This window comes from Streptomyces sp. NPDC050315, from assembly GCF_040655775.1.
Taxonomy (GTDB): domain Bacteria; phylum Actinomycetota; class Actinomycetes; order Streptomycetales; family Streptomycetaceae; genus Streptomyces.
Map to the genome: position 1 here is coordinate 143,192 of NZ_JBFAKN010000007.1, position 22,447 is coordinate 165,638.

The window sequence follows — 22,447 nt, forward strand, 5'->3', positions numbered from 1 at the left end:
GAAGGCGCTATTGCCAATGGTGGAGATCAAGACCCCGGAGCAGATCGCGAAGATGCGCGAGGCGGGGCTGGTCGTCGCCGCGATCCACGCCGCTACGCGCGAGGCGGCGGTGCCCGGCGCCACCACCAAGGACCTGGACGACGCCGCGCGCAAGGTGCTGGCCGAGCACGGCGCCAAGTCGAACTTCCTCGGGTACGGCGGCTTCCCCGCGACGATCTGCACGTCGGTGAACGACGTGGTCGTGCACGGCATCCCCTCCGCGGACGACGTCCTGCAGAACGGCGACATCATCTCCATCGACTGCGGCGCGATCGTCGACGGCTGGCACGGTGACGCCGCGTACACGGCCTTCGTGGGCTCCGGTCACTCCGCGGAGCTGGTCGAGCTGAGCCGGGTGACCGAGGAGTCGATGTGGGCCGGCATCGCCGCGGTCCGCAAGGGCAACCGCCTGGTGGACATCTCCAAGGCGATCGAGGGCTACATCCGCCGGCAGCCGCGCCCGTCCACCGGTAAGTACGGCATCGTCGAGGACTACGGCGGCCACGGCATCGGATCGCAGATGCACATGGACCCGCACCTGCTGAACTACGTCGACCGCAAGCGCGGCCGCGGCCCGAAGCTGGTCCCCGGCTTCTGCATCGCCATCGAGCCGATGGTCAACCTCGGTACCGCCAAGACCCACGTCCTCGAGGACGAGTGGACCGTGAAGTCCAACGACGGCGGCTGGTCCTCGCACTGGGAGCACTCGGTCGCGCTGACCGAGGAGGGCCCCCTGGTCCTCACGGCGCCCGACGGCGGCAAGGCCAAGCTCGCCGAGTACGGCATTGAGGCCGCGCCCGATCCGCTGGCGTGAGCGAGGAGCCGCCGGTCGGAGGCCGGCGCAGCCGCTCGAAGCCCGTGAGGCGCCCCAGGCGCCGAGCCCGCGAGAGCGGCGTCAAGAGGGGGGCCGGCATTGAGACTGCTCCCGATCCCCTGGCGTAACGATCTACGTGTCTGGGCAATAATCGTGGATTCGTCTTTTCGTGTGCGCTGACGTAGACTGACGCGTCGGATCTCGTGCATCCGTATGCCTGCGTCCCCGGACGCAGGGATCAGGTGAATCATACGAGAGCCGATCAAGGTAGCCGATTCGAAGGGCGAAGCGTGGCCAAGAAGCAAGGTGCCATCGAGATCGAGGGCACCGTGATCGAGTCCCTCCCGAACGCGATGTTCAAGGTGGAGCTTCAGAACGGTCACCAGGTCCTCGCGCACATCAGCGGCAAGATGCGGATGCACTACATCCGCATCCTCCCGGATGACCGGGTCGTCGTGGAGCTGTCTCCGTACGACCTGACGCGTGGGCGGATCGTCTACCGCTACAAGTAGATCTTGCCGCTGCCCCTCCCGTGGGGCGTACGGCACTGACCCGGAGAACCTCACCCCATGAAGGTCAAGCCGAGCGTCAAGAAGATCTGCGACAAGTGCAAGGTGATCCGCCGCCACGGCCGGGTCATGGTCATCTGCGACAACCTGCGCCACAAGCAGCGCCAGGGCTGACGCACGACCTGCACTTCCGCAGTTCTTCGCGCGACGCAAGCACAACGTACATACGCAGAGCCCGTCGGGCCGTAAAGGCTGACGACACCCCCGGCGGGGGCCGGGGACCCAGGTCGTACCACTGCTCTTCATTCAAGAGCGGTCGGCGGCTGGGAGCGGCTCTGTGGCAGACCCCCGAATCAACACAGGAGCCATTCGATGGCACGCGTTTCAGGTGTTGACATCCCGCGCGAAAAGCGTGTGGAGGTCGCCCTCACCTACGTCTTCGGCATCGGCCGCACGCTGGCGAAGCAGACCCTCGCCGCTGCCGGTGTCGACCCGAACACCCGCGTTCGTGACCTTCCCGAAGAGGACCTGGTCAAGATCCGCGAGTACGTGGACGCCAATCTCCAGACCGAGGGTGACCTCCGTCGCGAGATCCAGGCCGACATCCGCCGCAAGGTCGAGATCGGCTGCTACCAGGGCCTGCGCCACCGTCGTGGCCTGCCCGTCCACGGCCAGCGCACCAGCACGAACGCTCGTACCCGCAAGGGCCCGCGTCGCGCGATCGCCGGCAAGAAGAAGCCGGGCAAGAAGTAGTCCTCAGCGGACGCTTATCAGCGGTCTTCGCTGTAGGACCGACCACCTCCACGGGAGTAATGAATGCCTCCGAAGGGCCGTACGGCCGGCGCCAAGAAGGTGCGCCGCAAGGAGAAGAAGAACGTCGCCCACGGGCACGCTCACATCAAGAGCACGTTCAACAACACGATCGTTTCGATCACCGACCCCACCGGCAACGTGATTTCCTGGGCTTCGGCCGGTCACGTGGGCTTCAAGGGTTCGCGGAAGTCGACTCCGTTCGCCGCGCAGATGGCTGCCGAGTCGGCCGCGCGTCGCGCGCAGGAGCACGGCATGCGCAAGGTGGACGTCTTCGTCAAGGGTCCCGGCTCCGGCCGTGAGACCGCGATCCGCTCCCTCCAGGCCACCGGCCTCGAGGTCGGCTCGATCCAGGACGTCACGCCCACTCCGCACAACGGCTGCCGCCCGCCGAAGCGCCGCCGCGTCTGACCAGCTGAAGTAGGAGACACAAGAATATGGCGCGTTACACCGGGGCCGACTGCAAGCGTTGCCGTCGGGAGAAGCAGAAGCTCTTCCTCAAGGGGAGCAAGTGCGAGAGCGCGAAGTGCCCGATCGAGATCCGTCCTTACCCCCCGGGTGAGCACGGTCGCGGGCGCACCAAGGACAGCGAGTACCTGCTGCAGCTGCGTGAGAAGCAGAAGTGCAGCCGTATTTACGGTGTTCTTGAGAAGCAGTTCCTCGGGTACTACAAGGAGGCGAACCAGAAGACCGGCAAGACCGGTGAGAACCTTCTGCGCATCCTTGAGACCCGACTGGACAATGTGGTCTACCGGGCGGGCTTCGCGAAGTCCCGCGACCACGCCCGTCAGCTGGTCCGTCACGGACACGTGAACGTGAACGGCCGCAAGACCGACATCCCGTCGGCCCGCGTGGCTGTGAACGACATCATCGAGATCCGCGAGAAGTCTCGGAACATGACCCCCTTCCAGGTGGCTCAGGCCGAGGCCGGCGAGAAGACCGTTCCGGCGTGGCTGGAGGCGATCCCCTCGAAGCTGCGGATCCTCGTGCACTCGCTGCCCGAGCGCCAGGTGATCGACACCCAGGTGCAGGAGCAGCTGATCGTCGAGCTCTACTCGAAGTAGTAGGGATCTGCGGTCACGGGCGGTACGGCACTTTTGGGCCGTACCGCCCGTACCCTTGTAGTACAGCGGGCGTCAAATAGCGGGCGTCCACGACTGAAGGATCAAAAACATGCTGATCGCTCAGCGTCCCTCGTTGACCGAAGAGGTCGTCGACGAGTACCGCTCCCGGTTCGTGATCGAGCCGCTGGAGCCGGGCTTCGGTTACACCCTCGGCAACTCCCTGCGTCGTACGCTCCTCTCCTCGATTCCGGGTGCGGCGGTCACGTCCATCCGCATCGACGGTGTCCTGCACGAGTTCACCACCGTGCCGGGCGTCAAGGAGGACGTCACCGACCTCATCCTGAACATCAAGCAGCTGGTCGTCTCCTCGGAGCACGACGAGCCGGTCGTGATGTACCTGCGCAAGCAGGGCCCCGGCCTGGTCACCGCCGCGGACATCGCGCCGCCGGCCGGTGTCGAGGTGCACAACCCCGACCTGGTCCTCGCCACGCTGAACGGCAAGGGCAAGCTGGAGATGGAGCTGACCGTCGAGCGCGGTCGCGGCTACGTCTCCGCGGTGCAGAACAAGCAGGTGGGCCAGGAGATCGGCCGTATCCCGGTCGACTCCATCTACTCGCCGGTTCTCAAGGTCACCTACAAGGTCGAGGCGACCCGAGTCGAGCAGCGCACCGACTTCGACAAGCTGATCGTCGACGTCGAGACCAAGCAGGCCATGCGTCCGCGTGACGCCATGGCGTCGGCCGGTAAGACCCTGGTCGAGCTGTTCGGTCTGGCCCGCGAGCTCAACATCGACGCCGAGGGCATCGACATGGGCCCGTCCCCGACGGATGCCGCCCTGGCCGCCGACCTGGCGCTGCCGATCGAGGAGCTGGAGCTCACGGTCCGCTCCTACAACTGCCTCAAGCGCGAGGGCATCCACTCCGTGGGTGAGCTCGTCGCCCGCTCCGAGGCGGACCTGCTCGACATCCGCAACTTCGGTGCGAAGTCGATCGACGAGGTCAAGGCGAAGCTGGCCGGCATGGGTCTGGCCCTGAAGGACAGCCCGCCCGGATTCGACCCGACCGCCGCTGCTGACGCCTTTGGCGCCGACGACGACGCGGACGCGGGTTTCGTCGAGACCGAGCAGTACTGAGCTCGGGCCTGACGGTCTGATTTTTGCTGCGGGTCCGCTTCGGTTGATCGCGCAGTTCCCCGCGCCCCTTACGGGGCGCGGGTCTCCGACGGGCAACCGCTCGCTCGGACACTGACACTGGTACCTGATACGGCCGGTGCAGAGATCAAGGAGAAACACCATGCCGCGTCCCGCCAAGGGTGCCCGTCTGGGCGGCAGCGCCGCGCACGAGAAGCTGCTGCTGGCGAACCTCGCCAAGTCGCTCTTCGAGCACGGCCGCATCACCACGACCGAGGCCAAGGCCCGCCGCCTGCGCCCCGTCGCGGAGAAGCTGATCACCAAGGCGAAGAAGGGCGACATCCACAACCGTCGCCTGGTGCTGCAGACGATCACGGACAAGAGCATCGTGCACACGCTGTTCACCGAGATCGCGCCGCGCTACGCCGAGCGTCCGGGTGGCTACACCCGTATCACCAAGATCGGCAACCGTCGTGGCGACAACGCCCCGATGGCTGTGATCGAGCTGGTCGAGGGCGAGATCGCCAAGAAGGCGACCGTCGCCGAGGCCGAGGCCGCCGCGAAGCGCGCGGTCAAGGAGGCCGACGAGGCCGCCGCCGAGGCGCCGGCCGAGGAGTCCAAGGACGCCTGAGCCTGATCGAGGCTGGTGGACGGGCCCGTTTCCCTTTGGGGAAGCGGGCCCGTTCCGCTTGAGAGGATTGCTGGTGTGAGCGACGAAGTAGAGCCCGGGTACGTGCGGGTGCGGCTGGATCTTTCCTATGACGGGAAGGACTTCTCGGGGTGGGCCAAGCAGCGGGAGCGGCGGACGGTCCAGCAGGAGATCGAGGACGCGCTGCGGACCGTGACGCGGGCGCAGGAGACGTACGAGCTGACCGTGGCGGGGCGGACGGACGCGGGCGTGCACGCGCGCGGCCAGGTGGCCCATGTCGACCTGCCGCAGGAGCTGTGGGCCGAGCACGGTGACAAGCTGCGGCGGCGGCTCGCCGGGCGGCTGCCGAAGGACGTACGGGTGTGGAAGGTCGCCGAGGCGCCCGCCGGGTTCAACGCGCGGTTCTCGGCGATCTGGCGGCGGTACGCGTACCGGGTCACCGATCACCCCGGCGGCGTCGACCCGCTGCTGCGCGGGCACGTGCTGTGGCACGACTGGGACCTGGACGTCGCGGCGATGAACGAGGCGTCGCAGCCGCTGCTGGGCGAGCACGACTTCGCGGCGTACTGCAAGCGGCGCGAGGGCGCGACGACCATTCGTACGCTGCAGGAGCTGAGCTGGGAGCGGGACGCGGACGGGATCGTCACGGCGACCGTGAAGGCGGACGCGTTCTGCCACAACATGGTGCGGTCGCTGGTCGGCGCGCTGCTGTTCGTCGGCGACGGGCACCGGCCCGTGGAGTGGCCGGGCAAGGTGCTCGCGGCGGGCGTGCGGGACTCGGCGGTGCACGTCGTACGGCCGCACGGGCTGACCCTGGAGGAGGTCGGCTACCCGGCCGACGAGCTGCTCGCGGCCCGCAACAAGGAGGCGCGGAACAAGCGGACCCTGCCGGGCGCGGGCTGCTGCTGAGCGTGGGGCGGGGCAGGTGCCTGCCCCGCCCGCGTCTGCCCCGCCAGCGGCGGCTCAGCTCTTCTTCTGCGCCTGTTGCTGCTGCTTCTTCGCCACCGCGTCGGCCTGGTCGCGCCCGTGCTGCATGATCCGGCCCCAGGCGTACTGGGCGCCGTCCCGGCTCGCCTGCAGGGCCTTGGTCTCGCTGCCGGTGACGGCCTGGCCGTTGAGGTAGCCGGCGATCGTGAAGTACGCGTACCGGCCGGCCGCGTTCGCCGACGTCCGGCAGGCCGTGGCCTGGCAGAACGGGGCGACCTTGCCGCCGGCCAGCGCGGCGAGGTTGGGCTTGTATTCGTTCTTGACCGCGGCCGCGGCCGCCTTCGTCTCGAAGCGGGCGATGCCGACCGTGACCGCGACGCCGTCCCGGGAGAACGTGGCGCGCAGCAGCTTCTGGCAGCCGTGCTTGTTCAGGACCGCGCCGAGGCCGCCCTGCGCGACGCTCGCGCAGCTGTCGGTGGCGCCGGTGGTGGCCTTCGGGTAGGCGCGGCCGCCGGCCGTCAGCTGCTTCTCGGGGAAGAGCGAGGCGGTGGTGAGCGGCGCGGTGTCCTTCTTGGGGTCGGTGATGTAGTCCATCGGGTCCGGCGGCGGCGGGACATTCACGTCGGAGAAGGTCGGCTTGGGCTCGGCCTTCTCGTCGGGGAGCTTCTCGGGTGAGGGCAGTGCCGAGGGTTTGTTGCTGCCGCCGTTGCTGCTGATCACGGCCGTGGCGACGATGCCGGCCACCGCGAGGGTGGCCAGGACGCCGCCGCCGATCATCAGCAGCCGCTTGCGCTTTCCGCTCGCCTCGCTCTGTTCCGCCAGCGCGTTCCAGTCCGGCGTGGACGGACCCGATCCCCCGGGGCCGAACGGCCCCCCTTGCCCAAAGCTCATGGCGCGCATCCTAGTGCTCACCCGTGACAGGGCGGGGGCCGGTGCCGGGCGGCCCGGTAAACCGTTTGGCCCATGAGCGGTACGGGCCCGACAATTCCCCGCATGGGACATGTGGAAGCCGGACACCTGGAGTACTACCTGCCCGATGGGCGGGTCCTGCTGGGGGACGTGTCCTTCCGCGTGGGGGAGGGCGCCACGGTCGCACTGGTCGGGGCGAACGGCGCGGGCAAGACGACGCTGCTGAAGCTGATCGCGGGGGAGCTGCAGCCGCACGGCGGCGCGGTGACGGTCAGCGGCGGGCTCGGGGTGATGCCGCAGTTCGTGGGCTCGGTGCGGGACGACCGTACGGTGCGGGACCTGCTGGTGTCGGTGTCCCAGCCGCGGCTGCGGGCGGCGGCGAAGGCCGTGGACGACGCGGAGCACGCGGTCATGACGGTCGACGACGAGGCCGCGCAGATGGCGTACGCGCAGGCGCTGAGCGACTGGGCCGAGGCGCGCGGCTACGAGGCCGAGACGGTCTGGGACATGTGCACCATGGCCGCGCTGGGCGTCCCGTACGAGAAGGCGCAGTGGCGGCAGGTGCGCACGCTCTCCGGCGGCGAGCAGAAGCGGCTGGTCCTGGAGTCGCTGCTGCGCGGCACGGACGAGGTGCTGCTGCTGGACGAGCCGGACAACTATCTGGACGTGCCGGGGAAGCGCTGGCTGGAGGAGCGGCTGCGGGAGACCAAGAAGACGGTCCTGTTCGTCAGCCACGACCGGGAGCTGCTGGCCCGCTCAGCGGAGAAGATCGTCAGCGTCGAGCCGGGCCCGGCGGGCAGCGACGTATGGGTGCACGGTGGTGGCTTCGGCACGTACCACGAGGCTCGCAAGGAGCGGTTCGCGCGCTTCGAGGAGTTGCGGCGGCGCTGGGACGAGAAGCACGAGCAGCTGAAGAAGCTGGTACGGAATCTGCGACAGGCCGCCGAGAACAGCCACGAGATGGCCTCGCGCTACCACGCGGCCCAGACCCGGCTCCGCAAGTTCGAGGAGATCGGGCCGCCGCCGGAGCCGCCGCGCGAGCAGGACATCACGATGCGGCTGCACGGCGGCCGGACCGGCGTACGGGCCGTGACCTGCGAGGACCTTGAGCTCACCGGCCTGATGAAGCCCTTCTCGCTGGAGGTCTTCTACGGCGAGCGGGTCGCGGTCCTCGGCTCGAACGGCTCGGGCAAGTCGCACTTCCTGCGGCTGCTCGCGGGCGAGGACGTGTCGCACACGGGTGCGTGGAAGCTGGGCGCCCGCGTCGTCCCCGGCCACTTCGCGCAGACCCACGCCCACCCGGAGCTGGAGGGCCGCACCCTCCTCGACATCCTCTGGGAGGAGCACGCCAAGGACCGCGGCAAGGCGATGAGCGCGCTGCGCCGGTACGAGCTGAGCCGCCAGGCCGAGCAGCGCTTCGACCGCCTCTCCGGCGGCCAGCAGGCCCGCTTCCAGATCCTTCTCCTGGAGCTGTCGGGCACGACGGCCCTCCTGCTGGACGAGCCGACCGACAACCTCGACCTGGAGTCGGCGGAGGCGCTGCAGGTGGGGCTGGAGGCGTACGAGGGGACGGTGCTGGCGGTGACGCACGACCGGTGGTTCGCGCGGTCCTTCGACCGGTATCTGGTCTTCGGGGCTGATGGGCGGGTGCGGGAGACGTCCGAGCCGGTGTGGGACGAGCGCCGTGTCGAGCGGGAGCGGTAGCGCGGCGGGCTTCTAGCCTGGCCGCGTGACGGCGGACAAACCGGGTGATTCTCCTGCGGTGGCGTGGCTGCTGCGGCCCGCGCCCTGGCCGTTGCGGGCGGTGGCTGCCGGGCTGATGGCTGTCGTGGTGTGGGCGACCGTGCGGCGCGGGGGCCACCTGGGGATGGACAACGCTTTTGCTGTGCGGGCGGCGCGTGCCCTGCTGGACGGCGGGGCGCCCTATGCCGACAAGCGGTTCCTGTATCTGCCGGGGGCGGTGCTCGCGGCGGTGCCCGAGGCGCTGCTGCCCGGCGGGTGGCTGGTGTGGCTGGTCCCGGCGGCCGGGGTCGGGCTCGTCCTGCTGGGCTGGTGGCTGAGTCTGCGGATCTTCGGGGTCGCGGCGGGGAGCCGGCTGGCGGTGCTGGTCGTGGTGGCCCTGCCCTTCTTCCAGCCCTTCCGCAATCTCGTCACGCTCGGCAACTGGACGCTGGCCTCGGTGGTGGCGCTGCCGCTCGCGCTGCTGCTGGCCCGCCGTACGCGATGGGCGGCGGCCGGGGCGGTCCTCGGGCTCGCGCTGGCCATCAAGCCGATGCTCGTACCCGTACTGCTGCTGTTCGTCTTCGCGCGGCGGTGGCGGGCGCTGGCCGCGGCGATCGCAGTGCCGCTTCTCGTCTCCGCCCTCGCCGCGCTCGCGATGCCGCGCCCGGGGATGTTCTTCACCCGTACGCTGCCGTTTCTGCTCCGGGGGCAGGACGCCTTCGCCCGGCCGTACGACGCCTCGCTCGGCGCGGTGCTGGCCCGGCTCGGGATGCCGGGGACGGTGGCCTACGGGGTGGCGGTGGCGGCCGCCACCGCGGGCGTGGCCTGTGCGTATCTGCGCTGGCGGCGCGGCGACGACGGGCCGCTGCGCCTGGTGGAGACCGCGGCGATGCTGCTGCTCGCGGCCTTCCTCGTCTCCCGGCCGTCCTTCGACCACTACCTCCTGGTCGCCCTCGGGCCGCTGCTTGCATCGATCGCCCTGCCCGGCTCCGTACCTCGCACGGTGTGGTTCTGGATCGGCCTGGTGCCGCAGGTCTCCGGGCTGGACTGGCCGCATCTGGAGGACATCCGGCGGCGGGCCTTCAAGGACGCGGCGATGCTGTGGACGCTGGCGGCCGTACTGGGCTGGGCCTGTCTGCGGCGCCGCCCGGCCGCAGGTGGCGAGGATCGCACCCCCGTACGAGGCGCGTTTTGACCCGCCTGGAGGAGCCCGGTATTCTGCCTGTTTGTTATGCGTATTGGCTTGCTCTATCTCACGTGAGGGGCCCTTACGCCGGTCCACCGGGCCGATGACCGACGGCAGGCAATGGGTTGCGTCACCCGGAGCCGCCCGTGTCGGCGTATCGACCAAGGTGGCCAGTTACAGGTCCCATCACTCAGAAGCGAAGGCTAAAACGTGCGTACGTTCAGCCCCAAGCCCGGCGATGTCCAGCGCCAGTGGCACATCATTGACGCGCAGGACGTTGTCCTGGGCCGTCTGGCGACTCAGGCTGCTTCCCTCCTGCGGGGCAAGCACAAGCCGGTCTACGCCCCTCACGTCGACACCGGTGACTTCGTCATCATCATCAACGCCGACAAGGTGCACCTGTCCGGCAACAAGCGGTCGCAGAAGATGGCGTACCGCCACTCCGGCTTCCCGGGTGGTCTGCGCTCCGTCCGCTACGACGAGCTGCTCGACAAGAACCCCGAGAAGGCTGTCGAGAAGGCCATCAAGGGCATGCTCCCCAAGAACACCCTGGGCCGTCAGATGCTCTCGAAGCTGAAGGTCTACGCGGGCGCCGAGCACCCGCACGCTGCTCAGCAGCCGGTCCCGTTCGAGATCACCCAGGTCGCGCAGTAAGTCCGGCCACACCCCCTAAGACGAAGAGAATCTGAGGAGCATCGTGGCTGAGACCACCGCCGAGACCCCGCTCGAGGTCGAGGAGTACACCACCGAGACCGAGGCGCCGCTGGAGGGTGAGTACACCTCCGAGTCCCTCGCCTCCCGCTTCGGTGACCCGCAGCCGGCCGCCGGCCTGGGCCGCCGCAAGAACGCCATTGCCCGCGTCCGGATCATCCCGGGTACCGGCCAGTGGAAGATCAACGGCCGCACCCTCGAGGGCTACTTCCCGAACAAGGTGCACCAGCAGGAAGTCAACGAGCCCTTCAAGGTGCTCGAGCTCGACAACCGCTACGACGTTGTCGCCCGCATCTCCGGCGGCGGCATCTCCGGCCAGGCCGGCGCGCTGCGTCTGGGCGTGGCCCGTGCGCTGAACGAGGCGGACGTGGAGAACAACCGTGGCCCGCTGAAGAAGGCCGGCTTCCTGAAGCGCGACGACCGTGCGGTCGAGCGCAAGAAGTCCGGTCTGAAGAAGGCCCGCAAGGCGCCGCAGTACAGCAAGCGCTAATCACGCTCGCTGCCTCGTGTGCAGCTTTCGCGCTTCGCGCGCAGCTTGGCGAACGCCCCGGGGGCACTTTCCGTGCCGCCGGGGCGTTCGGCTATCCGGGACCAGATAGGCGTATACCTGGACATAACAGTCTGGTCCAAGCTCATGAACTCGGAGGACACCAGTGGGACGACTCTTCGGCACGGACGGGGTGCGCGGCGTCGCCAATGCGGATCTGACGGCAGAGCTCGCGCTCGGGCTGTCGGTCGCTGCGGCGCATGTGCTCGCGGAAGCGGGCACCTTTGAAGACCACCGGCCGGTGGCCGTGGTCGGGCGCGATCCCCGGGCCTCGGGGGAGTTCCTGGAGTCCGCCGTGGTGGCGGGGCTGGCCAGCGCGGGCGTGGACGTGCTGCGGGTGGGCGTGCTGCCGACCCCGGCGGTCGCGTACCTCACCGGCGCGCTCGGCGCGGACCTGGGCGTGATGCTCTCCGCGAGTCACAACCCGATGCCCGACAACGGCATCAAGTTCTTCGCGCGCGGTGGGCACAAGCTCGCTGACGAGCTGGAGGACCGGATCGAGAGCATGTACCGCGGGCACGCCTCCGGCGAGCCGTGGGACCGGCCGACCGGCGCGGGCGTGGGCCGGGTCAAGGACTACAACGAGGGCTTCGACAACTACGTCGCGCACCTGGTCGGCGTGTTGCCGAACCGCCTGGACGGGCTGAAGGTCGTCATCGACGGCGCGCACGGCGCGGCGGCGCGGGTCTCCCCGGAGGCGTTCGCGCGGGCCGGCGCCGAGGTCGTCACGATCGGCACCGACCCCGACGGGCTGAACATCAACGACGGCTGCGGCTCCACGCACCTGGAGAAGCTGCGTGCGGCGGTCGTCGAGCACGGCGCCGACCTGGGTGTCGCGCACGACGGCGACGCGGACCGCTGCCTGGCCGTGGACGCGGCGGGCAACGAGGTCGACGGCGACCAGATCCTCGCCGTCCTCGCCCTCGGCATGCGGGACGCGGGCACCCTGCGGCAGAACACCGTGGTCGCCACGGTCATGTCCAACCTGGGCTTCAAGCTGGCGCTGGAGCGCGAGGGCATCGCGCTCGTGCAGACCGCGGTCGGCGACCGGTACGTCCTGGAGGAGATGAAGGCCAAGGGCTTCGCGCTGGGCGGCGAGCAGTCCGGGCACGTCATCGTGCTGGACCACGCCACGACCGGCGACGGCACGCTGACCGGCCTGATGCTGGCGGCGCGGGTCGCGGCGACGGGCCGCTCGCTGGCGGAGCTGGCGGGCGTCATGGAGCGGCTGCCGCAGGTCCTGATCAACGTCCCGGACGTGGACAAGTCCCGGGTCGCCACCTCCGCCGAGCTGTCGGCCGCGGTGACCGACGCGGAGCGCGAGCTGGGCGCGACGGGCCGCGTGCTGCTGCGGAGCTCCGGCACGGAGCCGCTGGTCCGCGTCATGGTGGAGGCGGCCGACCTGGAGCAGGCGAAGGCCGTGGCCGGCCGGCTGGCCGACGTAGTGAAGTCCGCGCTCGGCTGAGGTCAGTCCGCCCGTACGGCGGCACGCTCGCGCTCACGCTGGCGCGCCCAGAGGAACTTCTGGGCGACCAGCGTGAGCGTGCCTGCGATCACGATCCCTGCCAGGTTGAGGAGCAGCTGGCCGACGGAGCCCACCGTCTGTGGGTAGTCGCCGTAGATGAAGGCGACCGCCGCGTTGGACGCGGCGGGGACCGTGGTCACGGAGATCGCGACGCCGACCAGCGCGCCGGACTTGGACGAGGTCAGCGAGAGCGTGCCCGCGATGCCGGCAAGGAAGGCGACCACGAAGGACATCAGGTCCGGCTGCCAGATGAAGGCCGTGTTCGGGCGCGCGCCCTCCGCCTGGTCCTTGGTGAACAGGCCCACCGCGTCCATGAAGTACGAGAAGCCGACGGTCAGCACCATCGCGACCGCGAACCCGCCGATCAGCGCCACCAGTGACCGCCACGCGAGCCGCGGCGCGCGCTGGACCACCGCCGTGCAGATCCCGGCCAGCGGCCCGAACTCCGGGCCGACCGCCATTGCGCCCACGATCAGGATCGCGTTGTCCAGTACGACACCGCATGCCGCGATCATCGTCGCCAGCGTCAGGAACGCGATGTAGGTGACGTTGAGCGTCGACTCCTCGTGCGTCGCGTCGCTCAGCTGCTCCCACAGGACCGCGTCCGCGCCCTCGCCCGGCGCGTCCTCCTCGGCCTGGGCGGCGCGCGTGGACAGCGAGAGGTCGATGTGCTCGACGGCGATCGACCCGCAGTCGTCGATGCCGCGCTCACGCAGTTCGCGCAGCAGCCCGTCGCCCGCCTCCCGTGCCACATCGCAGGTGATCACGTCCCCGACGGGGCTGCGGGCCGCACCGGCCATTACCACCAGATGGGCGGTGCCGACCGTCTTCTCCAGCAGCGACACCACCTCGTCCGTACGGTCCGGCGGGACGATCAGTCGCAGATGCAGCACAGCAGGGTCCTCGAAGTTCTCGTTCGGCTCGTTCAGAGTTTGCGCAGCGACAGCCGCTGCACCTTGTGGTCGGGTCCCTTGCGGAGCACGAGGTTCGCGCGCCCCCGGGTGGGGGCCACATTCTGCTGCAGATTGGGCTTGTTGATGGTGCGCCAGTTCATCCGGGCGTACTCCAGTGCCTCTTCCTCCGAGACCTGGGCGTACTTGCGGAAGTACGAGAACGGGTTCTGGAAGGCGGTCTCGCGCAGCTTGCGGAACCGGCCGAGGTACCACTGCTCGATGTCCTCGGTGCGGGCGTCCACGTACACCGAGAAGTCGAAGAAGTCGGCGAGGCCGAGCCGGGTGCGGCCGTCCTTGCCGGGCAGCGCGGGCTGCAGGACATTGAGGCCCTCGACGATGAGGATGTCGGGGCGGTGCACGGTCAGCCGCTCGCCGGGCACGATGTCGTAGATCAGGTGCGAGTAGACCGGCGCGGTGACCTCGGCCTTGCCGGACTTCACGTCCGCGACGAAGCGGGTCAGGGCGCGCCGGTCGTAGGACTCGGGGAAGCCCTTGCGGGACATCAGGCCGCGCCGGTGCAGCTCGGCGTTGGGCAGCAGGAAGCCGTCGGTGGTCACCAGCTCCACGCGGGGGTGGTCGGGCCAGCGGGCCAGCAGCGCCTGGAGGAGGCGGGCCGTGGTGGACTTGCCGACCGCGACGCTGCCCGCCACACCGATCACGAACGGCGTGCCCTCCTGGGCGCCGTGCCCCTTCTGGTCGCCCAGGAAGGTGTTCAGCGCGCCGCGCAGGTTGCTGGTGGCGCCGAAGTAGAGGTTCAGCAGCCGGGAGAGCGGCAGGTAGACGTCGCGTACCTCGTCCAGGTCGATGACGTCGCCCAGGCCGCGCAGCCGCTCGACCTCTTCGGCGCTCAGCGGGAGCGGGGTCTTCTCGCGCAGGGCGCTCCACTCCGCGCGGGTCATGTCGACGTACGGCGTGGCGTCGGCGCGGCGGCGTTGCTGCGGCTGCTCTGTCGTCATGGGCACGCCGCCCATTGTCCGCAGCCGCCCGCCACCGCTCATCCCGGGGTGGCGTTGCGGGGCAACCCTGATGGCCCTTCGGCCGTCCTCTTGGGTGGCGCAATACCGCATGTCTATACCAATCAGCTTTTCCTCGGTAGCGTCCGGCGGTGGGGGAGCGCGTCATTTTCTGCGTCGCGAGAAATGGGGGGTGGGCACGGTGACACGCCTGCTCGATTACGTACGACAGCACCGGCTGAGAGCCGGTGCGGAGACAGTGGCGGCCCCGGAATCCGGCGGCCACGCCGGCCTGGTCCACAGCGAACTGGCCGCCGAACTCCCCGACGAGGACCTGGGGGAGGAGCTGACGGACTGCCTGGTCCTGTACGAGATGGGCAGCAAGCCGCGCTGTGAGGAGGTGGAATTCCTCGAACTGGTCCAGGAGGCCATCGACCGGATCGAGCGCGGGCATTGACCCGTATGGGACGCGGGTATTGATCTCCGCGCGCCGTAGGCTGCCTTCATGTGCGGAATCGTGGGATACGTGGGCGGGCAGTCGGCCCTTGACGTCGTACTGGCCGGACTGAAGCGGCTGGAGTACCGCGGCTACGACTCGGCGGGCGTCGCGGTGCTCGCCGACGGCGGCCTGGCGGCGGCGAAGAAGGCCGGCAAGCTCGCCAATCTGGACAAGGAGCTGGCGGCGCGCCCGCTGCCGGCCGGCAGTACGGGCATCGGGCACACCCGGTGGGCCACGCACGGCGGCCCCACCGACGCCAACGCCCATCCGCACCTGGACAACTCCGGGCGGGTCGCGGTCGTGCACAACGGCATCATCGAGAACTTCGCCGCGCTGCGCGCCGAACTGACCGACCGCGGCCACGAGCTGGCCTCCGAGACGGACACCGAGGTGGTCGCGCACCTGCTGGCGGAGTCCTTCTCCTCCTGCGGCGACCTCGCCGAATCGATGCGGCAGGTCTGCCGCCGGCTGGAGGGCGCCTTCACCCTCGTCGCGGTGCACGCCGACGCGCCGGACGTGGTGGTGGGCGCGCGCAGGAACTCCCCGCTGGTCGTCGGCCTCGGCGACGACGAGGCGTTCCTCGCCTCCGACGTGGCCGCCTTCATCGCGCACACCCGGGAGGCCGTCGAGCTGGGCCAGGACCAGGTCGTCGAGGTGCGCCGGAACGGCGTCCAGGTCACCGACTTCGAGGGCCGCCCGGCCGAGGTGCGCCCGTACCACGTGGACTGGGACGCCTCGGCCGCCGAAAAGGGCGGCTACGACTACTTCATGCTCAAGGAGATCGCCGAGCAGCCCAAGGCGGTCGCGGACACCCTCCTGGGGCGCATCGGCGCGGACGGGCGGCTCTCACTGGACGAGGTGCGCATCCCGGACGCGGTGCTGCGGGAGGCGCAGAAGGTCGTCATCGTGGCGTGCGGCACGGCCTTCCACGCCGGGCTGATCGCGAAGTACGCCATCGAGCACTGGACGCGCATCCCGTGCGAGGTCGAGCTGGCGAGCGAGTTCCGCTACCGCGACCCGATCCTGGACCACCGCACGCTGGTCATCGCGATCTCCCAGTCCGGCGAGACCATGGACACCCTGATGGCGCTGCGGCACGCCCGTGAGCAGGGCGCGAAGGTGCTCGCCATCTGCAACACCAACGGCTCGACGATCCCGCGCGAGTCCGACGCGGTGCTCTACACGCACGCCGGGCCCGAGGTCGCCGTCGCCTCCACGAAGGCGTTCCTCACCCAGCTGGTCGCCTGTTACCTGGTCGCGCTGTACCTGGGCCAGGTGCGCGGCACGAAGTGGGGCGACGAGATCCAGGCCGTGGTGAAGGAGCTGGCCGAGATCGGCACCCAGGTGGACGAGGTGCTCGGCACGATGGAGCCGGTACGGGAGCTGGCGCGCGGCCTCGCCGACAAGAACACCGTCCTCTTCCTCGGCCGCCACGTGGGCCATCCGGTGGCCCTGGAGGGCGCGCTGAAGCTCAAGGAGCTGGCGTACATGCACGCCGAGGGGTTCGCGGCGGGCGAGCTGAAGCACGGGCCGATCGCGCTGATCGAGGAGGACCTGCCGGTGGTGGTGATCGTGCCGTCGCCGCGCGGGCGCTCCGTACTCCACGACAAGATCGTCTCCAACATTCAGGAGATCCGGGCCCGTGGCGCCCGCACCATCGTCATCGCCGAGGAGGGCGACGAGACGGTCGTGCCGTACGCCGACCACCTCGTGCGCATCCCCGTGACGCCGACCCTGCTGCAGCCGCTGGTGGCCACCGTGCCGCTGCAGGTCTTCGCCTGCGAGCTGGCCACGGCCCGCGGCAACGAGGTCGACCAGCCGCGCAACCTCGCCAAGTCGGTGACCGTCGAATGATCATCGGGGTGGGGATCGACGTCGCCGAGATCGACCGGTTCGCCGCGGCGCTGGAGCGTACGCCGCAGATGCTGGACCGGCTCTTCGTCGACACCGAGCGCTATCTGCCCGGCGGCGAGCCGCGCGGCGTCGCCTCCCTCGCGGCCCGGTTCGCCGCGAAGGAGGCGCTCGCCAAGGCGCTGGGCGCGCCGCGCGGCCTGCACTGGACGGACGCCGAGGTGTACGTCGAGGAGAGCGGGCAGCCGCGGCTGCGGGTGTGGGGCACGGTGGCGGCGGCCGCCGCGGAACGCGGGGTCCGCTCCTGGCACGTCTCGCTCAGCCACGATGCCGGCGTGGCCTCGGCGGTGGTGATCGCCGAGGGGTGAGTCGTCCCTCCGCTGATCGCGCCGCGGGGGTGCGCATCGGTGGCCACGCGCGGGCGCGTAGTGGCTGGTCGCGCAGTTCCCCGCGCCCCTGGAGGTGGCGCGCCTAGTCGGTCACCGACAGCCATGTCTCCGGCAGGGCCGCCGCCACGTCGCAGGCCGTCAGCGGGACGGTGTGGGCCGCCGCCTGACGGGCCGCCAGGCCATGCAGGTACGCGCCCGCCGACGCCGCGTCCAGCGGGGTCAGCCCCGTGGCCAGCAGCGAACCGGCCAGCCCCGAGAGCACGTCGCCGCTGCCGGCCGTGGCCAGCCAGCCCGTGCCGGTCGGATTGACGCGGGCGGTGGCTCCCTCGGGGGCGGCGACCAGCGTCGAGGAGCCCTTGAGGAGCACCGTCGCGCCGTACCGGGAGGCCAGCTCCCGTACGGCGTGCAACCGGGCGCACTCCACCTCCTCGCGCGCCGCGCCCAGCAGGGCCGCCGCCTCGCCCGCGTGCGGGGTGAGCAGCGTCGGCGCCGTACGGGCGCGCAGCCGCGCCGGGTCCAGGTAGCGCAGCCCGTCGGCGTCCACGAGTACCGGCACGTCGGAGGCGAGTACGTCCGCCACCGCCGCCTCGTTGTCGCCCAGCCCCGGTCCGATCACCCACGCCTGCACGCGGCCCGCCTTCGAGGGCGGCCCGGCGTGCACCAGCGTCTCCGGGTGTGCGGCGATCACCGCGTCGCCGCCGGGGCCCACGTACCGGACCGCGCCCGCGCCGCCGCGCAGCGCGCCCGATACGGCCAGTACCGCCGCGCCCGGATAGCGCGCCGAGCCCGCCACCACGCCGACCACGCCGCGCCGGTACTTGTCGCTGTCCGCCGCCGGTACGGGCAGCAGCGCCGCCACATCGGCGTGCTGCAGCGCCGCCACGTCCGGCTCCTCCGGGAGCTCCAGGCCGATGTCCACCAGCCGCAGCGCGCCCACGTACTCGCGCGCCGGATCGATCAGCAGCCCCGGCTTGTACGCGCCGAACGTCACCGTCGCGTCCGCCCGTACGGCCGTCCCGTCCACCTCTCCGGTGTCCGCGTTCACCCCGCTCGGCAGGTCCACCGCGAGTACCGTCCTGCCGCGCGCGGCCTCGGCCAGCTCCGCCGCCTCCGGGCGCAGCCCGCCCTTGCCGCCGATGCCCACGATGCCGTCCACGACGAGGTCCGCGCGGCCGATGTCGGCATGCGCGTCGGCCGACACCCGGCCGCCCGCCGCCCGGAGGGCCGCCAGACCGCCCTGGTGCGCCCGCTCCGGGGACAGCAGCACCGCGCGCACCCCGGCGCCCCGGCGGGCCAGCCGGGCGCCCGCGTACAGGGCGTCACCGCCGTTGTCGCCGCTGCCCACCAGCAGCACCACCCGGGACCCGTACACCCGCCCCAGGAGATCCGCACAGGCCGCCGCGAGGCCCGCGGCGGCCCGCTGCATCAGGGCCCCGGCCGGCAGCCGCGCCATCAGGTCCCGCTCCGCCGCCCGCACCTTCTCCACGCTGTAAGCAGTCCTCATGCCCCCCAGTCTCACCCGGTGGGGCGCGGCGCCGCCGTATCCGGGCGGACCGCGGTCCCGTCCGCGCGCCACGGGCGCCGTCCGCCCGGCCGAAGAATCCGACCCACCAGGGCGAACCTGGCCGTGCCCGGGTGGCCCGCCGCCGCCCGCACGGGACAGATGAACGTATGAACCGCACTCTCGCGGGCCTGCTGGCCGCGGCCACCGGCACCGCCACGCTGCTGACGCTCGCCGCCGTTCCCGGGACCGCCGTCGACGGTCCGGCGCCGCCGAGCCCGCAACGCCCCGCCCCGGTCGCCGAGTCCGACCTCGTACCGGGCATCACCGGCACGCCCGGCGGCGGGCCGCCGAAGGACACGCCCGACCAGGCGCAGGCGCCGGACATGACGGCGCGCGCCGAGGGCGAACCACCGCCCGGCCGCCTGCCGGAACCCCAGGGCGACGCCCTGGTGGAGTACGTACCGCCCGCCGAGGCCCTCCAACGCGCCCCGGGCGGCGCGGTGGCCCCCGCACCGGCCCCCATGGCCCCGCAGGCGTGCTCCACCTCCACCGGCCCCTACCAGCGCCAGGTGGAGCGCTACCTGAAGCTCAAGGTGGACGGCAAGCAGTCACCGGCGGACTGCAAGGTCATCCGCGCCTTCCAGGAGAAGCACGGCATCATCCCGGCCAACGGCTTCACCGGCCCCGTGACCGGGGGCGTCGTCCGGCTCGCCGAGGCGAAGGCGAACCCGAACGCCGACAAGCGCTGCCCCGTGCCGCGGATGCGCAAGAAGGGCGAGCACTGGGCGCCGCGCGTGGCCTGCGTGGACCTGGCCCGCCAGATCATGTGGGTACAGAACCACGACGAGGTCATCTTCGGCCCGGCCCCCGTCCGTACCGGCCGCAAGGGCTACCCGACCCGCACCGGTACCCACCACGTCTACTGGAAGAACCGCAACCACTTCTCGACGATCTACCACTCGCCCATGCCGTTCAGTCAGTTCTTCGACGGCGGGCAGGCCTTCCACGGGATCACCGCCAACATCTACAGCCCGCCCGGCTCGTACGGCTGCGTGAACCTGCGGAAGCGGCACGCGGAGAAGCTGTGGGGCATGCTCAGAACTGACGACAGTGTCTTCGTCTGGGGCAAGAAACCGGGCACGTGACGCCCCCATGAGGCGGTCGACAGCTGTGCCGGAGCGGAGCCTGAGACACTGAAGGCGATGACTGAGAGAGCAACGCGCGCCCGGGCCGCCATCGACCTCACCGCCCTGAGGTCGAATGTGCGTGCCCTCAAGGCGCGTGCTTCAGGTGCGCAGCTGATGGCCGTGGTGAAGTCCGACGGCTACGGCCACGGCGCGCTCCAGTGCGCCGCGGCGGCCCGCGAGGCCGGTGCCGAGTGGCTGGGCACCGCGCTGCCCGAGGAGGCGTTCCAGCTGCGCGAGGCGGGCGACACCGGCCGCCTCATGGCGTGGCTGTGGACGCCGGGCGGCCCTTGGCGGAAGGCCGTCATGCTGGACATCGACGTGTCCGTGAGCGGCCTGTGGGCGCTGCACGAGGTCTCCCACGCCGCGCACGCCACCGGCCGTACGGCCCGGGTCCAGCTCAAGATCGACACGGGGCTGGGGCGCAACGGCTGCCAGCCGGCCGAATGGGCCGAGCTCACCGCGGCCGCCCGGGACGCCGAGCGGGACGGCCTGATCAAGGTCACCGGCATCTGGTCGCACTTCGCGTGCGCCGACGAGCCCGGCCACCCCTCGATCGCCGCCCAGCTCGCCGTCTTCCACGACGCGCTCGCGACGGCGGAGGCGGCGGGCCTTGAGCCCGAGGTCCGGCACATCTGCAACACCCCGGGCCTGCTCACCCTCCCCGACGCGCACTTCGACCTGGTACGCGCCGGTATCGGCATCTACGGCATCTCGCCGAGCCCCGAGGTCGGCACGCCCGCCGACTTCGGGCTGCGGCCGGTCATGACGCTCTCCGCCTCGCTGGCGTCGGTCAAGCACGTACCGGGCGGCCACGGCGTCTCGTACGGGCACCACTACACGACGCCCGGTGACACCACCCTGGCGCTGGTCCCGCTGGGCTACGCCGACGGCGTCCCGCGGCACGCCTCCGGCGTCGGCCCGGTGCTGGTCGCCGGCAAGTGGCGGACGATCGCGGGGCGGGTCGCGATGGACCAGTTCGTGGTCGACCTGGGCGGGGAATCAGCCACGGTGGGGGACGAGGCGGTGCTCTTCGGGCCGGGCGACCGGGGCGAGCCGACCGCCGAGGACTGGGCGCAGGCCACGGGAACCATTGCGTACGAGATCGTCACCCGGATCGGAAGCCGGGTCCCGCGCGTCTATGTCTCCGAGCACGGAAATGTCCCTGAGCACGACGGAACGGGGCGCGAAGGAACGGAGCACGACGGAACGGGGGACGGGACATGAGCGAGGGCACACACGGCGTCCCGGACGTGGCCGGGGCCGCGGCCGAAGCGGCGGAGACCGTGAGCAGCTGGGCCCGGGCGGGCCGGCACGCGAGCATCGCGGGCGCCGCGATCGGCGTGGTCGCCGCGGGCGCGGCCGCCGGGGTGGCGCTGGAGCGGCTGACGGTCGGCCGGGGCGTGCGCCGCAAGGCCCGGATGGCGCTGGACTCGGCGGGCCCTTACGGGGCGCTGCGCGGCACACCGGGCACGGCGTACGCGGACGACGGCACCGCGCTGTACTACGAGGTCGACGAGGTCGACGACCGGCCGGACGGCGAGCCGCAGGGGGCCCGCCGCAAGCGCCTGCTGGGGGCCCTGGGGCGACGCTCCGCGGCCCCCACGGTCGTCTTCTGCCACGGGTACTGCCTCAGCCAGGACGCCTGGCACTTCCAGCGGGCCGCGCTGCGCGGCAGAGTCCGTACGGTCCACTGGGACCAGCGCAGCCACGGCCGCTCGGCCCGCGGCCACGCCCAGATCGAGGGCACCGACCCGGTCACCATAGACATGCTGGGCCGGGACCTGAAGGCGGTACTGGACGCCGCGGTCCCGGAAGGGCCGATCGTGCTGGTCGGGCACTCCATGGGCGGCATGACGGTGATGGCCCTCGCGGACCACTTCCCGCAGTACGTCGCCGAGCGGGTCGTCGGTGTCGCGCTGATCGGCACGTCGGCGGGGCGGCTGAGCGAGATCGCCTCCTTCGGGCTGCCGTCGCTGGGCGTGAAGGCGGTGCACCGCTTCGCACCGGGCCTGCTGAAGGCGCTGGGCGCGCAGAGCGAGCTGGTCGAGAAGGGCCGCCGGGCCACCGCCGACCTCTTCGCGGGCCTGGTGAAGCGGTACTCCTTCGGCGCACCGAAGGACGTCGACCCCGGCGTCGCCCGCTTCGCCGAACGCCTCATCGAAGCGACGCCCATCGACGTCGTCGCGGAGTTCTTCCCGGCCTTCGCGGTGCACGACAAGACGGGCGCGCTGGCGGCATACGACGGCGTACCGGCCCTCGTACTGGCCGGCGACCGCGACCTGATCACACCCCCGGAGCACAGCCGCACAATCGGCGAACTCCTCCCGGCCGCGGAACTGGTCTGCGTCCCGGACGGCGGCCACCTGGTCATGCTGGAACACCCAGAACTGGTCAACGACCACCTGACGACCTTGGTGGAACGCGCGGCAACAGAGGCCCGCAGCTGGCGGCCGGCTCGGGCTTGAGGGCTTCTGGGCGGGCGCTGCGCTTACTGGTACAGCTCCGCATCCCCCCACCTCGGGGGTTACCCAAGGGTGGGCAGGCGCGCACGTCGGCGGCGGCGGGCCCAC

Annotated in this window: 24 protein-coding genes; 20 read left to right on the plus strand and 4 right to left on the minus strand. The window is 71.0% G+C overall.

The window, feature by feature from the left end:
• Positions 1-16: 16 nt before the first annotated feature.
• The 9 genes from map to truA all read left to right on the plus strand — a co-directional run bounded on the left by map (position 17) and on the right by truA (position 5,923).
• Complete coding sequence (gene map / locus AB0I82_RS26095; RefSeq protein ID WP_363259771.1) at positions 17-853, plus strand: type I methionyl aminopeptidase; 837 nt, start codon at positions 17-19, stop codon at positions 851-853.
• 290 nt (positions 854-1,143) lie between these two features.
• Positions 1,144-1,365, plus strand: coding sequence for a translation initiation factor IF-1 (gene infA, locus AB0I82_RS26100; RefSeq protein ID WP_030262853.1), 222 nt, complete (start codon positions 1,144-1,146; stop codon positions 1,363-1,365).
• 57 nt (positions 1,366-1,422) lie between these two features.
• Positions 1,423-1,536, plus strand: coding sequence for a 50S ribosomal protein L36 (rpmJ, locus tag AB0I82_RS26105; RefSeq protein ID WP_003956441.1), 114 nt, complete (start codon positions 1,423-1,425; stop codon positions 1,534-1,536).
• 198 nt (positions 1,537-1,734) lie between these two features.
• Positions 1,735-2,115 (plus strand): 30S ribosomal protein S13, encoded by a 381-nt coding sequence (gene rpsM, locus AB0I82_RS26110; protein ID WP_030262856.1) that lies wholly within the window; start codon positions 1,735-1,737, stop codon positions 2,113-2,115.
• Positions 2,116-2,178: 63 nt separating this feature from the next.
• A complete protein-coding gene (gene rpsK, locus AB0I82_RS26115) occupies positions 2,179-2,583 on the plus strand; it encodes a 30S ribosomal protein S11 (RefSeq protein WP_004571845.1) in 405 nt (134 codons plus the stop codon).
• A gap of 26 nt (positions 2,584-2,609) precedes the next feature.
• Positions 2,610-3,236 carry a 30S ribosomal protein S4 gene (gene rpsD, locus AB0I82_RS26120; protein ID WP_363259773.1) on the plus strand — a complete coding sequence of 209 codons (627 nt, stop codon included), beginning with the start codon at positions 2,610-2,612 and terminating at the stop codon, positions 3,234-3,236.
• Positions 3,237-3,345: 109 nt separating this feature from the next.
• Positions 3,346-4,368: a DNA-directed RNA polymerase subunit alpha gene (locus tag AB0I82_RS26125; RefSeq protein WP_003956430.1), complete on the plus strand. Its 1,023-nt coding sequence runs from the start codon at positions 3,346-3,348 to the stop codon at positions 4,366-4,368.
• Positions 4,369-4,528: 160 nt separating this feature from the next.
• Positions 4,529-4,996, plus strand: a complete 468-nt coding sequence (gene rplQ / locus AB0I82_RS26130) for a 50S ribosomal protein L17 (protein WP_363259774.1) — start codon at positions 4,529-4,531, stop codon at positions 4,994-4,996.
• Between the two features lie 75 nt (positions 4,997-5,071).
• The gene (gene truA / locus AB0I82_RS26135; RefSeq protein WP_363259775.1) at positions 5,072-5,923 is read left to right on the plus strand and encodes a tRNA pseudouridine(38-40) synthase TruA; all 852 of its coding nucleotides are present in this window, start codon (positions 5,072-5,074) and stop codon (positions 5,921-5,923) included.
• A gap of 54 nt (positions 5,924-5,977) precedes the next feature.
• On the opposite strand, the gene AB0I82_RS26140 is transcribed toward truA, so the two are convergent.
• Positions 5,978-6,832 (minus strand): hypothetical protein, encoded by an 855-nt coding sequence (locus AB0I82_RS26140; RefSeq protein ID WP_363259776.1) that lies wholly within the window; start codon positions 6,830-6,832, stop codon positions 5,978-5,980.
• 102 nt (positions 6,833-6,934) lie between these two features.
• Between AB0I82_RS26140 and AB0I82_RS26145 the strand changes: the two genes are divergently transcribed.
• The 5 genes from AB0I82_RS26145 (at position 6,935) to glmM (ending at position 12,481) form a co-directional block, all read left to right on the plus strand.
• Positions 6,935-8,554 (plus strand): ATP-binding cassette domain-containing protein, encoded by a 1,620-nt coding sequence (locus tag AB0I82_RS26145; protein WP_363259777.1) that lies wholly within the window; start codon positions 6,935-6,937, stop codon positions 8,552-8,554.
• 115 nt (positions 8,555-8,669) lie between these two features.
• Positions 8,670-9,767, plus strand: coding sequence for a glycosyltransferase 87 family protein (locus AB0I82_RS26150; RefSeq protein WP_363260006.1), 1,098 nt, complete (start codon positions 8,670-8,672; stop codon positions 9,765-9,767).
• 201 nt (positions 9,768-9,968) lie between these two features.
• The gene (gene rplM, locus AB0I82_RS26155; protein WP_030262884.1) at positions 9,969-10,412 is read left to right on the plus strand and encodes a 50S ribosomal protein L13; all 444 of its coding nucleotides are present in this window, start codon (positions 9,969-9,971) and stop codon (positions 10,410-10,412) included.
• A 43-nt stretch (positions 10,413-10,455) separates the two neighbouring features.
• Complete coding sequence (gene rpsI, locus AB0I82_RS26160) at positions 10,456-10,959, plus strand: 30S ribosomal protein S9 (RefSeq protein ID WP_030262889.1); 504 nt, start codon at positions 10,456-10,458, stop codon at positions 10,957-10,959.
• 163 nt (positions 10,960-11,122) lie between these two features.
• Positions 11,123-12,481 carry a phosphoglucosamine mutase gene (gene glmM / locus AB0I82_RS26165; protein ID WP_363259778.1) on the plus strand — a complete coding sequence of 453 codons (1,359 nt, stop codon included), beginning with the start codon at positions 11,123-11,125 and terminating at the stop codon, positions 12,479-12,481.
• Positions 12,482-12,483: 2 nt separating this feature from the next.
• On the opposite strand, the gene AB0I82_RS26170 is transcribed toward glmM, so the two are convergent.
• Entirely contained in the window at positions 12,484-13,434 is a 951-nt protein-coding gene (locus AB0I82_RS26170; RefSeq protein WP_363259779.1) for a DUF389 domain-containing protein, read from the minus strand.
• Positions 13,435-13,466: 32 nt separating this feature from the next.
• Positions 13,467-14,456 carry a type I pantothenate kinase gene (gene coaA, locus AB0I82_RS26175; protein ID WP_030262900.1) on the minus strand — a complete coding sequence of 330 codons (990 nt, stop codon included), beginning with the start codon at positions 14,454-14,456 and terminating at the stop codon, positions 13,467-13,469.
• 229 nt (positions 14,457-14,685) lie between these two features.
• Between coaA and AB0I82_RS26180 the strand changes: the two genes are divergently transcribed.
• The 3 genes from AB0I82_RS26180 to AB0I82_RS26190 are packed head-to-tail and all read left to right on the plus strand — an operon-like array spanning position 14,686 to position 17,165.
• Entirely contained in the window at positions 14,686-14,904 is a 219-nt protein-coding gene (locus AB0I82_RS26180; protein ID WP_363260007.1) for a hypothetical protein, read from the plus strand.
• Between the two features lie 48 nt (positions 14,905-14,952).
• Positions 14,953-16,800: a glutamine--fructose-6-phosphate transaminase (isomerizing) gene (gene glmS, locus AB0I82_RS26185; protein ID WP_363259780.1), complete on the plus strand. Its 1,848-nt coding sequence runs from the start codon at positions 14,953-14,955 to the stop codon at positions 16,798-16,800.
• Positions 16,797-17,165 (plus strand): holo-ACP synthase, encoded by a 369-nt coding sequence (locus AB0I82_RS26190; RefSeq protein WP_363259781.1) that lies wholly within the window; start codon positions 16,797-16,799, stop codon positions 17,163-17,165. Before glmS ends, AB0I82_RS26190 begins: the two co-directional genes overlap by 4 nt.
• Before the next feature lie 103 nt (positions 17,166-17,268).
• Here AB0I82_RS26190 and AB0I82_RS26195 read toward each other — a convergent pair whose 3' ends face one another.
• Positions 17,269-18,690 (minus strand): NAD(P)H-hydrate dehydratase, encoded by a 1,422-nt coding sequence (locus tag AB0I82_RS26195; protein ID WP_363259782.1) that lies wholly within the window; start codon positions 18,688-18,690, stop codon positions 17,269-17,271.
• A gap of 167 nt (positions 18,691-18,857) precedes the next feature.
• On the opposite strand from AB0I82_RS26195, the gene AB0I82_RS26200 reads away from it, so the two are divergent.
• The 3 genes from AB0I82_RS26200 to AB0I82_RS26210 are packed head-to-tail and all read left to right on the plus strand — an operon-like array spanning position 18,858 to position 22,342.
• A complete protein-coding gene (locus AB0I82_RS26200) occupies positions 18,858-19,835 on the plus strand; it encodes a L,D-transpeptidase family protein (protein ID WP_363259783.1) in 978 nt (325 codons plus the stop codon).
• 57 nt (positions 19,836-19,892) lie between these two features.
• Positions 19,893-21,101 carry an alanine racemase gene (gene alr / locus AB0I82_RS26205; protein WP_363259784.1) on the plus strand — a complete coding sequence of 403 codons (1,209 nt, stop codon included), beginning with the start codon at positions 19,893-19,895 and terminating at the stop codon, positions 21,099-21,101.
• Positions 21,098-22,342: an alpha/beta hydrolase gene (locus AB0I82_RS26210; RefSeq protein ID WP_363259785.1), complete on the plus strand. Its 1,245-nt coding sequence runs from the start codon at positions 21,098-21,100 to the stop codon at positions 22,340-22,342. Before alr ends, AB0I82_RS26210 begins: the two co-directional genes overlap by 4 nt.
• Positions 22,343-22,447 lie beyond the last annotated feature (105 nt).